General features: G+C 28.6%; 12 protein-coding genes, 1 other RNA gene and 1 riboswitch. Of the genes, 12 read left to right on the forward strand and 1 reads right to left on the reverse strand.

The features are described from left to right. The first annotated feature begins 366 nt into the window (after positions 1–366). The 8 genes from JWF52_RS06810 to JWF52_RS06845 all read left to right on the forward strand — a co-directional run bounded on the left by JWF52_RS06810 (position 367) and on the right by JWF52_RS06845 (position 6,089). Positions 367–930, forward strand: coding sequence for a SipW-dependent-type signal peptide-containing protein (locus tag JWF52_RS06810; RefSeq protein ID WP_208332802.1), 564 nt, complete (start codon positions 367–369; stop codon positions 928–930). A gap of 77 nt (positions 931–1,007) precedes the next feature. Continuing rightward, positions 1,008–1,871: a hypothetical protein gene (locus tag JWF52_RS06815; RefSeq protein WP_208332803.1), complete on the forward strand. Its 864-nt coding sequence runs from the start codon at positions 1,008–1,010 to the stop codon at positions 1,869–1,871. Then, entirely contained in the window at positions 1,864–2,448 is a 585-nt protein-coding gene (locus tag JWF52_RS06820; protein WP_208332804.1) for a TasA family protein, read from the forward strand. Before JWF52_RS06815 ends, JWF52_RS06820 begins: the two co-directional genes overlap by 8 nt. Further along, positions 2,448–3,299 carry a hypothetical protein gene (locus JWF52_RS06825; protein ID WP_208332805.1) on the forward strand — a complete coding sequence of 284 codons (852 nt, stop codon included), beginning with the start codon at positions 2,448–2,450 and terminating at the stop codon, positions 3,297–3,299. Before JWF52_RS06820 ends, JWF52_RS06825 begins: the two co-directional genes overlap by 1 nt. 86 nt (positions 3,300–3,385) lie before the next feature. After that, on the forward strand, positions 3,386–3,871 hold the full coding sequence (locus JWF52_RS06830) for a signal peptidase I (RefSeq protein ID WP_208332806.1): 486 nt from the start codon (positions 3,386–3,388) through the stop codon (positions 3,869–3,871). Positions 3,872–3,888: 17 nt separating this feature from the next. Beyond that, positions 3,889–4,479: a class D sortase gene (locus JWF52_RS06835; protein ID WP_208332807.1), complete on the forward strand. Its 591-nt coding sequence runs from the start codon at positions 3,889–3,891 to the stop codon at positions 4,477–4,479. 82 nt (positions 4,480–4,561) lie between these two features. Continuing rightward, a complete protein-coding gene (locus JWF52_RS06840) occupies positions 4,562–5,182 on the forward strand; it encodes a response regulator transcription factor (RefSeq protein WP_208332809.1) in 621 nt (206 codons plus the stop codon). Positions 5,183–5,373: 191 nt separating this feature from the next. Beyond that, positions 5,374–5,452: riboswitch (cyclic di-GMP riboswitch) on the forward strand. A 16-nt stretch (positions 5,453–5,468) separates the two neighbouring features. Further along, a complete protein-coding gene (locus JWF52_RS06845) occupies positions 5,469–6,089 on the forward strand; it encodes a response regulator transcription factor (protein WP_208332811.1) in 621 nt (206 codons plus the stop codon). Between the two features lie 30 nt (positions 6,090–6,119). On the opposite strand, the gene srtB is transcribed toward JWF52_RS06845, so the two are convergent. After that, positions 6,120–6,812 carry a class B sortase gene (srtB, locus tag JWF52_RS06850; protein ID WP_208332813.1) on the reverse strand — a complete coding sequence of 231 codons (693 nt, stop codon included), beginning with the start codon at positions 6,810–6,812 and terminating at the stop codon, positions 6,120–6,122. Between the two features lie 198 nt (positions 6,813–7,010). On the opposite strand from srtB, the gene rnpB reads away from it, so the two are divergent. The 4 genes from rnpB to JWF52_RS06870 all read left to right on the forward strand — a co-directional run. Then, an RNA gene (gene rnpB, locus JWF52_RS06855) (RNase P RNA component class A) lies at positions 7,011–7,353 on the forward strand. Positions 7,354–7,523: 170 nt separating this feature from the next. Further along, positions 7,524–8,396, forward strand: a complete 873-nt coding sequence (galU, locus tag JWF52_RS06860) for a UTP--glucose-1-phosphate uridylyltransferase GalU (protein WP_286184039.1) — start codon at positions 7,524–7,526, stop codon at positions 8,394–8,396. 56 nt (positions 8,397–8,452) lie between these two features. After that, positions 8,453–9,469 (forward strand): UDP-glucose 4-epimerase GalE, encoded by a 1,017-nt coding sequence (gene galE, locus JWF52_RS06865; protein ID WP_208332815.1) that lies wholly within the window; start codon positions 8,453–8,455, stop codon positions 9,467–9,469. A gap of 524 nt (positions 9,470–9,993) precedes the next feature. Further along, positions 9,994–11,624 (forward strand): OPT/YSL family transporter (locus JWF52_RS06870; RefSeq protein ID WP_208332817.1); only part of this gene is annotated, 1,631 nt, incomplete at its 3' end.

An 11,624-nucleotide genomic window follows, 5' to 3' on the forward strand; every position in this document is an offset into this window, starting at 1 on the left:
TTTAGCTTATCGATACTAATAGGTCGAGGACTTGACCTCAATTTAAAATGATTAATATGTTAAATGTTTGCAGTTTTCAGAGTATTAAGTTGAGACTATACAGTATGTATAGTCTTTTTTCGTTTTGAGAGCTAAATTTTACTAAGTGATTACCTTAGTGAAATTTAGCTTTTTTCTTATGAGGATAATAGGTGGTAGTTAATATACTACTAAGGTGTAATAGGCGATAAGATTTGAATTATACTTATTGTTTAAACAAATTTAGGTAGTAAAAATAGGTATGTGGAGGAATATTTTTTTGATGGTATATCAATTATTATGTACTTGTGAGTTAAAAAATAAGATACATAGAGGGGGATTTATATTATGAAAAAAAATAAGACTATTGCTTATATGCTAGCGGCAACATTATTAGTAGGTGGAACTTTTATGGGAACTAAAGCATTTTTTACTGACAGTGCAACAGCAAGTAATGATTTAGTTATAACTATGGGAAATGTAGATTTATTAGTTGAAGAAGGTCCTTGGAAAAATGAAAATGAGGGGACTGAAGCTAGTCAAAGTAAAAACTCAGAAGGAAATATATTTAAAAATGTTAAGCCTAATGATAGGTTTATAAAAGAAATGACTATAAAAAATAACGGAAGTTTAAAGCAAGTTATAAAATTAAACAGAGGAGAGGTTTCAGAAAAATATCCAAATATTTTAAAAGTGGGAGAGACTATAACAAGTGAAATAGGCGCAGATAAAACGTTAAATCCTGGTGAAGAGATAAAAGCTTATATAAATGTTCAAGTTATGTCAGATGTAGATCATAAATTCAATGAAGATGGTAGTATAAATAATGAAAATAAGCCAAGCTTTGATTTTAATAAATTAGTACCTACATTTGAAATAAATGCAGAGCAAGAGGGAACAAGAGAGAAATAGAAAGTAATTAAAAAGTATATTAGTAATTAAAAAGCATTCTTAAAAAATTAGGAATGCTTTTTTAGAAAGGAGATTAAATGATAAGTATAAAAAGGGCAATAAAGGCTATTTTGTTAAGCTCAATTATATCTATTACCTTAACTGTTCCAACTTTTGCCACATCGAATAATAATAACTTAACTATAAATATTGAGCGATACAATCCAGAAGGCGGATGGAGGCCTGGACTAAGTAAAGACTTTGAAATAAGTTTAAAGAATAATACGAATAAAAATATAAAAGTAGATAAGATATCTATATATAGAAAATCTCGTGAAAGTAATAGCTTAGAAAAAGCATTAGATGAAATGGAAAAGCATACTAAAGTAAACTTTAAATATAAAGGCGAGCTAATATCAAAAAGTAATAGCAGTTTAAAAGACATAATAAATAAGAATAGAATTGTGTTAGAGAAACAAATAAGTGTGAGTGGAAAACAAGAAGAAGAAATCGTAATGGAAATAGCTATTGAAAAAGAAATGGGAAATGCAGCACAACTAGTATCAAGTGTGTATAGTTTTGATATTGGATATAAGATAATAGACAGTGGCGGAAGCGGTGGAGGAGGAACTGTAACACCTCCAGGATCAGAAGACAGACCAGAAGACCCTGACAATCCAGGAGATACAGATAAACCAGAAGACCCTGACAATCCAGGAGGATCAGAAGATACAGACAAGCCAGAAAAACCGAATAAACCAGGAGGATCAGAAGATATAAATAGACCATCAAAGCCGAATAAACCTGGAAGCAATGTAGGTGGATCTACAAATAAATTACCTCAAACAGGAGGGCTTGTGAACTCATCAACATTAACAATATTAGGTATTTCAGTAGCAGGAGTTGGAATAGCATTAGATAGAAAATCTTCTTCTAAAAAAGGAGGTAAGATTGATGAATAAAAAAACTAATAAAAAAGAAAGTATAAAGGCAACTATTGGCGGTCTGGCATTAGCATTAGCTATAGGTGGAATTGGTAGCTTAGGTAGTTATGCATATTTTACTGATAAGGCAGAGACTAAAAATGATTTAATTGTTACTATGGGAAGTTTAGATGTAAGTTTAAATAATCCAATTAATATGTCTTTGGATGAAAGTAAAAAGACAGCTACTGAAGCATTTAAAATAATAAATAGTGGAAGTTTGAAACAACATGTAAGTTTAAAGTTTAGTAATTTTACAAATAGTGAATTATTATCTGAAATAGGATGTAATTTAAGTATGACATATAATGGTAAAGTAGTTAAATTAAAAGGATATAAATCTATATCAAAGCTTAGTGATTTATCTAATATGAATTTTACAGATTTAGTATATGAAAGTGGTAATTTAGTAGAACTAGAACCTAAAGGCATAATTGATTGTGCTTTAAAGATTGATATATCTAATGGAAATCAAGAAAATATACAAAATCAAGATATAAGATTTAATACTGAAGTCGATTCAAGACAAATAAATTCTCCAGGAGGTAATAAATAATGAAACTTGAAAATAAATTTATTGCTGCTGGTCTAGGATTAGCTATTTCATTTACAGGAACATATTTTTCGCACTCTTGGTTTACAGATAATGCAAGTCAGGGAAATACAATATCAATAGGAAAATTAGTTGAAGATATTGTATCAGGAAATGTAGATGTTAGATTTGGGTGCCTACATGATAATGATCATGATGAAATAACTATTAATATGAAAAATATAATAGAAGGAAAGATAAAAGATTTCACTATAATAAGTGGAACAGGAAATTTTGAAAATGTTAAAAAAGAGGAATTTAATGATACAAAAATTGTAATTGAAAAAAAACACGGTAATTTTAATAACATTGGAAATAACTTTAGTGATGATCAGATGGTTATTATAAAAATAATTCGAGAAGTAGGTACAGGAAATAAGAATAAGATATATGAAGATATTTATAAGTTCCAATTTAAAATAGGTAATGGAAATAAGTTAGAATGTCTTTATACCTTAATAAAGAGTAATGAAATTAGTAATTTGATAGAAGATGAAGAGATAAATAATGAAAATCAAGGTCCAGAAGAAGATGCAGTATTACCACCAGAATCTGGAGAAGAAGTAAACCCGAGCTTACCAGGTGGAAATATAAAACCAGTAGCACCGCCAAGTGATGAAGCAGGTCCTTCAGATGAAGAAGATAAACCTTCAACAGAAGAAAAGCCATCAGAGCCAGAAACTAACAAGCCTTCAACGGAAGAAGGTACACAAAAACCAGAACAAGAACCACCAAAAGGAGAAAAACCAGAAGTAGTAGAACCGCCAAAGCCAGAGCCTCAACCAGATACACCAACAACAATACCTCTAGACTAGGAATTAAGTGAAAATAGACGTATATATTAAAAAGTGATAGCTATATAAGGTATCACTTTTTAATATGTACACTGAAAGGAAGTATTATGGAGAAAATTGAAAAAAAAATAAAACCGTCAAATATCCTATACTACACAGTAGTAGCACTATTCATAATAATAGTAGCAATATCAGTATCATCAAAATCACAAACGGCATTTAACATAATAGGATACAGAGCCTACACAGTACTATCAGGAAGTATGGAACCAACATACTACCCAGGAGACTTAGTAATAGTAAAAAATAAAACCAGAGCCAAATTAGAAGAAAAAGATGTAATAACTTTTATAGATGATAATGAAATAGTAACGCACAGAATAATAGAAAAAACAACTGAAGGATACAAAACAAAAGGTGATAACAACGATGTAGAAGATGCAAAACTACTTAAAGACAAGGATATAGTAGGAGAAGTATCTTTTAAAATTCCAAAAGTAGGATATGTAGTTCAATTCTTAGCAAAACCAGGAATAGTAGCAATAGAATTAATACTACTTGGAGTATTTGTACTACTTTATAACAGAGATTAATATTAAAGGAGTAAAATATGAAAAAAATTATAGCAAGGTTGCTTATAGTAATAGGACTATGTATAGTAGGTGGAAGTTTATATACTAACTACAAAGTTGAAAAAGCTAATAATGATATAGTTGAAACTTATGAAAATCTAATAGAAAACAGTATAAAGGGAGATAAAAGTATTAAAGAAGATAAAAATAAAAAATCATATAGTGATAAGTTACCAGAAAATATTATAGGAGTATTGAAAATACCTAAGATAGATTTAAAAGTAGTAGTTCAAGAAGGAACTGATATGGAGACCTTAAAATATGCAGTAGGTCATTTTAAAGAAACATCAATGCCTGGAAGAGCTGGAAACTTTGCAGTAGCAGGACATAGATTATATACATACAATAAATTTTTTAGTAACTTAGATAAAATACAAACTGGAGATAGTATAGAAGTATTAAATAATGATGGTCTACACACATACAAAGTAACTTCATCAGAGGTAGTAGATCCTGAGCAAGTAGAAGTACTAGAATCTAATTTAGATGAAAAGTATATAACCTTAATAACATGTACTCCAAAGTTTGTAGGAAGCCACAGATTAGTGATAAAGGGTAAACTAATTTAAATTATGTCTATTAGGTATAATACTCTATAGTCTAGTTTATTAAAAAAGTATAGTGTTTATCAATAGTTAGAAAGGTGAAAAAATGAATACATTAATAATATCAAAGTCATTTATGGTAAAAGACTCTGTATCAAAATTATTTACAGAAAATTTTAATACAAAATGTGTAGATCAAATATCAGATTTAAATAATATTTCTGATGCAGAGCTAAATAAATATTATTTTATTTTTATAAATATAGATGAGAATAATATAAATGATTTAAAAATAATTAATTTATTAAGAGAAAGGGAAGAATCATTAAGAATACTAGCAATAGATTTTCATAAAAAAGAGAGTTTGTTTATAGAATCAGTTAAATTAGGAATTGATGGATATATTTCTAATATAGAAGATAAAGAAGAGTTTATTTATATTGTAAGAAAAATTATAGCTGGTAAAAAGTTTTATGAGGGAGACCTTATGCATAAGGCACTTACACATAAATTTAAAAGATCTAATAGTTTATTAACTAATAGAGAAGAAGAAGTAATAAAAGAAGTTGCTAAAGGATTTAATAATTATAAAATATCAGAAACTTTATCTATAACAGAATATACAGTAAAAAAGCATATAAGTAGAATACTTCAAAAACTAGGCTTAAAAAACAGACAAGAAATAATATTATATATGCAAAATAATAATAAAAAAATCATAAAGTAATATAAACAATATACTCTAAAATTATTTTTGATTAAAATTTTAATTGAAAAATAAAATATATTTTACTATAATCAAAATATAAATATATTTTATAATTTGGTGGTTTATATTATAAAGATAAAGTCAGGTACGTAAATGGCTATCTAAAAAACTATATAATTAAAGTAGAAATATTGTAGAATATAGTTGTTGAAAATTTAAGCAGCTAAGAAGTATATTCTGTATTTGGGCGCTTGGGGTATATGGAGCGAGTAGCGCAACCGGCTTTTCTAGAGGGGGAAGTGATGTGAGGATATTGTTAATATCAGAATCATTTATAGTTAGAGAAGCAGTAGGGGCTTTATTTACAAAGAATTTGAAAGTGACAAGTATAGGAATTATAAGTGATTTGTATAGTATGAAAAAAGAAGATCTAGAGGAGATAAATTTTATATTTTTAGATATGAAAGAAAATTTACCAGAAAAGATTATGTTTTTAAATACTGTCAAAGGAAAATATGGAAATATTAAAATTATCACTTTAGATTTAAATAAGGATATTAAGATATTCAAAAGAGTTGTTGATATGGGGGTTGAAGGCTATATAGTAGATATAGATGATAAAGAAGAATTTATATATACTATGAATCGAGTCTTTAAAGGTAAAAAGGTATATGCAGCAGATGCACTTCAAGCTGTAGTCCAGAGGGATAAATCAAATAATTTAAGTGTATTGACACCAAGAGAAAGAGACGTATTATACAATATATCGAAAGGTTATAATAACAAAGAAATTGCAAAGATATTATATATAAGTGATTATACAGTAAAAAAACATGTTAGTAGTATACTAAGTAAATTAAATTTAAAAAACAGGCAAGAAGCTATAATATATGTTAATGAAAATAAGTTTGAAATTATATCTTAAAATAGTACACCTATATAGGCGTACTATTTTTTAATTATTTAAATTAATTACATCAACAAGTTTACCATGTACTACTGTACGTGTATTATTAGTTTCATAGCTACAAGTAGATAATGTAATTATTTTATCTTTTACACCTACACTTATATTTGATTTATTAATTGATTTATTAGTAATTTCATTTAAATATTTTTCATATTCTTTATTATTATTAAAGCTAGGAATTATATAGTTATAGCTAGGATCTACATAGTATGCAGAAAATACTTCATATACGTATTCTTTATCATTAGTTATTACTCTTATTTTATTGTTTTTATTAAAGAAGCTTTCATCTTTAAAATCTTCTAATTGACTAAACATAGTTTTATTTTTCATATTATGACCATAGATTATAGTGTTTTCATCATTTTCAGATTTATTTCTATAATCCATAAATATACTACCTGAGCCTAGTTTATTTTTATATATATCTTTGTTTAAGTAGAAATTATTATCAGTTCCTTGAAGAACAGGATAATCAATGTTAGTATTTTCTACTGTAAGCCAGAATTTAAAATCAGGATTTATATTAGATAAATCTTCTTTCTTTAATTTTCTAACTTCTTTATAAGTTACATCAGCTTCTTTGTAGTCTTTCATTTTTATATATACGTTATACCCGCAATATGCCAAAATAGATAATAATAATAAGTTAGTTATTAATATGATAAACCTTTTCATGTATAATCTCCTTTAGAAAGTATAATTATATTTTACCTTAAAAGTTAAATAATTTAAACGAAGTTTGTAATAATTAATAACATTATTTACGTAAAAACTTAATATTTACTTAAAATCCATATTATAGATAATAAGATTAAATTTAACTTTTGACATGGATAAACATTTATGATAATATTATAAAAGTCAATTGAATATTAAGTAAGCCAGATAATCGCGGGCAGTAATTTTACTGCGTGAGGAAAGTCGGAGCTCCATAGAGCAGGGTGCTAGGTAACGCCTAGTGGGAGTGATCCTAAGGAAAGTGCAACAGAAAATAACCGCCACATTTGTGGTAAGGATGAAAAGGTGAGGTAAGAGCTCACCGTCGATTAGGTGACTAGTCGAGCCGTGTAAACCCCACCTGGAGCAAGACCAAGATAGGGCTAAAAGGATGTTGCTCGCATCCTCCGGTTGGTAGGTTGCTTGAGCTTATTGGTGACAATAAGCCTAGAAAGATGATTATCTAATACAGAACTCCGCTTATAGACTTGCTTATTTTAATTGATATAAACGCTAGAATAGTCTAGTGTTTTTTTATGTTAAAAATTGAAAAATAATATTAAATTTATAGATTAAATGAGATGTCGATAAATATACAAAATTTGAAGAAAAAGTATAAATATGGTATATTTAAGTATAAATATAAGTACAAAATTCGGAGGAATAATAATGACAGTTAAAAAAGCTATAATACCAGCGGCTGGGCTAGGAACAAGATTTTTACCTGCAACAAAGTCTCAACCAAAGGAAATGCTTCCAATAGTAGATAAGCCAACGTTACAATATATAATAGAAGAGGCTATAAACTCAGGAATAGAAGAAATACTAATAATAACTGGACGAAATAAAAAATCAATAGAAGATCACTTTGATAAATCTGTTGAGCTTGAATTAGAGTTAGAACAAAAAGGGAAAACAGAAATGTTAGATATGGTAAGAGATATATCTAATATGGTTAATATACATTATATAAGACAAAAGGAGCCGAAAGGTTTAGGTCATGCTATACATTGTGCAAAAAGTTTCATAGGAGATGAACCTTTTGCAGTATTATTAGGGGATGATATAGTAGATAACGAAACTCCTTGTTTAAAACAATTAATAAATGCATATGATGAATATAAGACTAGTATTTTAGGCGTTCAAGAAGTAGCGAAGGAAGATACTTGTAAATACGGAATATTAGATGTAAAACATATAGAAGATAGAGTATATAAAGTAAAGGATATGGTTGAAAAGCCAGCTGTAGAAGAAGCACCATCAAATGTTGCTATATTAGGGAGATATATAATAACTCCAGCTATATTTGATATATTAGAAAATCAAGAACCAGGCAAGGGCGGAGAAATACAATTAACAGATGCACTTAAAACTCTTGGTAAACAAGAAGCGATTTATGCCTACAATTTTGAAGGAAGAAGATATGATGTAGGAGATAAATTAGGTTTTTTAGAAGCTACAATAGATTTTGCATTAAAAAGAGAAAATTTAAAAGTCGACTTAATAAATTATATGAAGGAAGTTGTTGGTCAAAACGCGTAAATTAAATATAATAGTTAATATAGTAGTTTAAAATATATAGAAAGGTAGTGAGTATTATGGCAGTTTTAGTAACTGGGGGAGCAGGCTATATAGGAAGCCATACATCAATAGAACTTTTAGAAAACGGATATGAAGTAATTATTGTAGATAACTTAAGTAATAGTGATAAAATTGTAATTGATAGAATAAAGGAGATAACAGGAAAAGAACCTAAATTCTATGAAATAGATACAACTGATAGAGAAAATCTAGAAATAGTATTTAAAGAAAATAAAATTGATTCAGTAATACATTTTGCTGCACTTAAGGCAGTCGGTGAATCTGTTTCTATGCCACTTGAATACTATTCTAATAACTTAATAAATACACTAGTAGTTCTTGATTTAATGAAAAAATATGATATTAAAAAGTTTGTATTTAGTTCATCGGCTACAGTTTATGGAGATCCACATACATGCCCAATATTAGAAGATTTTCCACTATCAGTAACAAATCCTTATGGAAGAACTAAGTTAATGGTAGAAGATATGTTAAGAGATATTTGTTATGCAGACAAAACTATTGACGTAGCTATACTTAGATACTTTAACCCAATAGGAGCTCATAAAAGTGGAAGAATAGGTGAAGAGCCAAGCGGAATTCCAAATAATATAATGCCATATATAACTAAGGTTGCAATAGGACAACTTCCACATTTAAATGTATTTGGAGATGATTATCCTACACCTGATGGAACAGGTGTTAGAGATTATATACATGTACTAGATTTAGCTAGTGGTCATGTTAAGGCATTAGAAAAATTAAATGAAAATCCAGGTCTAGTTACATATAACTTAGGAACTGGTAAAGGATATAGTGTATTAGAATTAGTTAATGCACTTAAAAAAGCTAGTGGTAGAGAAATACCATATAAAATAACTTCAAGAAGAGAAGGAGATATTGCATCTTGTTATGCAGATCCATCAAAAGCAGAGAAAGAGCTTGGATGGAATGCAAAGTATAAAATAGATGAAATGTGTGAAGATTCTTGGAGATGGCAAAGTAATAATCCAAACGGATATAAAGAAAATTAATATTTTAAATAATTAAACAAAAGACCTTCTATAAGTAGAATGCCTACAATAGAAGGCCTTTTTATATTGAAAAAGTATAAATATAAAAAAAATCAAAATAATAATGATTTTCATTTGCATTTATTTAAAATTATGCTATAATAATATTAAGCTAGTAAATGACATTAATATTCAACCAAAGAATATTTAATAGCCATGATCATTTACACCTTATATATTAATAAACAAATTAATATAATTACACAAACATTCTCTTAATTAAATTTATGGAAAAAGCCACGGAACAGCACGCCGTGGCTTTTTTACTGCATAAATTTAATGAAAAATGTTCAAATTAAAAGAAATGTACATTAACTTTTAGATTAAATAGAAATAGAATATGTATTTTTATAAGAAATAAGTCAATTATAATAATATAACATTATTAAAAGTAAAATTTTAAAAAATAATGAAAATTGAAAAAAGGTAAAATTTTGCAGAAATATGGTATAATAGTAACAATTTAATGAAGGAGATGAACTTTAATGAGTAGTAAAAAATTACCTAAAGAAGCTTATGGAGGAGTATCAGGCAAAGATTACGTACCTTACATAACAGACAAATCTAAAACAGGTGCTAATGTGGCGGTACTAATTATAGGAATTATTTTAGCGGTTATATTCTCAGCATCAACAGCATATTCAGGTATGAAAGCTGGACTTACAGTTGCTGCTGGTATTCCAGGGTCTATAATAGGTTCTGCATTTATAGCAGCATTTGCTAGCCAAAAAGGTATTTTAGGGAAAAATATAGTACAAGGTATGGCAAGTGGTGGTGAATCAGTTGCCAGTGGTATGATTTTCGTATTACCAGCTGTTTTATTAGTTGGTAGTCAAGTTACTTTTTTACAAGGGTTACTAGTTGGAGTTGGTGGAGTTTTATTTGGTATAGGAGTTTCATCACTTGTTTACAGTTATTTAATCATTGAAGAACATGGAAAACTTATGTATCCAGAATCAATGGCTATTTCTGAAACACTTGTTGCTTCAGAAGCTGGTGGAGATTCAATGAAATACATGGGTATGGGATTTGGAATAAGTGGAATTATTACTGTATTAACAGGTTCATTCTTAAACGTAGCTAATAATGTTATAAGCTTTTTCGGAAGTAGATTTTATAAATGGAAATTTGAAGTTGAAGTTAACCCACTTCTTTTAGGAATCGGGTTTATAGTAGGATTAGAAGTAGCATTAACAATGTTTGCTGGTTCTATATTATCTCATTTTGGTATTATGCCTTTAATAGGATACTTTACTGATATGGCAGGTGAAGGAGCTAGAGTATGGAATGACCCTTCAATGTCTTTAAATCAAATGGATGTAAATGCAATAGCTGGTAACTATGTAAAATATATAGGAGCTGGTATGATGCTTTGTGGTGGTATAATTGGTGCAGTTAAACTTATACCAACTATAATAGCTTCTGTAAAAGAAACACTTAATGCAAAATCAGCATCAGGTGATGGTGAAGGTGGAACTGCTCTTCAAACTATAATATTATTAGCTGGAGTAATAGTAGCATTTGTAGCAGGATTTTTCATTTCAGGAAGTGTAGTGATGGCTGTTGTTGGAGCAATAGTATCTCTTATACTAGCAGCGCTATTTGTTATAGTTGCAGGACGTTTAACAGGTACTATAGGAACATCAAACCTTCCGGTATCTGGTATGACAATAGCTTCTTTAGTTATAGCAACATTAGTATTTGTTATAATGGGATGGAAAGATTTAGCAGATAATAAATCGTTATTACTATTTGGTACATTTATAGTTGTTGCTATTTCAATAGCAGGTGGTTATAGCCAATCTCAAAAGGTAACATATATAATGGGTGGTAGCAAAACTGAAATGCAAAAATATTTCACAATAGCTGGTATAGTAGGTGTAGTAGTTGTTGTAGGTACAATAGTATTACTTTCAGGACAACTTGCAGTTACAGGAAATAACCCTCCATTTGCATTACCTCAAGCAAACTTAATATCAACACTTACTTCAGGGATTATGTCTGGACAATTACCTTGGCCTATGATTATTGTTGGAGTATTTATGGCTATAGTTTTATATTTCTTAGATTTACCAATAATGACTATTGCTATAGGGTTCTATTTACCAATTGCAAC

The sequence above is a fragment of the Clostridium sp. CCUG 7971 genome (genome assembly GCF_017590215.1).
Classification (GTDB): domain Bacteria; phylum Bacillota; class Clostridia; order Peptostreptococcales; family Peptostreptococcaceae; genus Faecalimicrobium.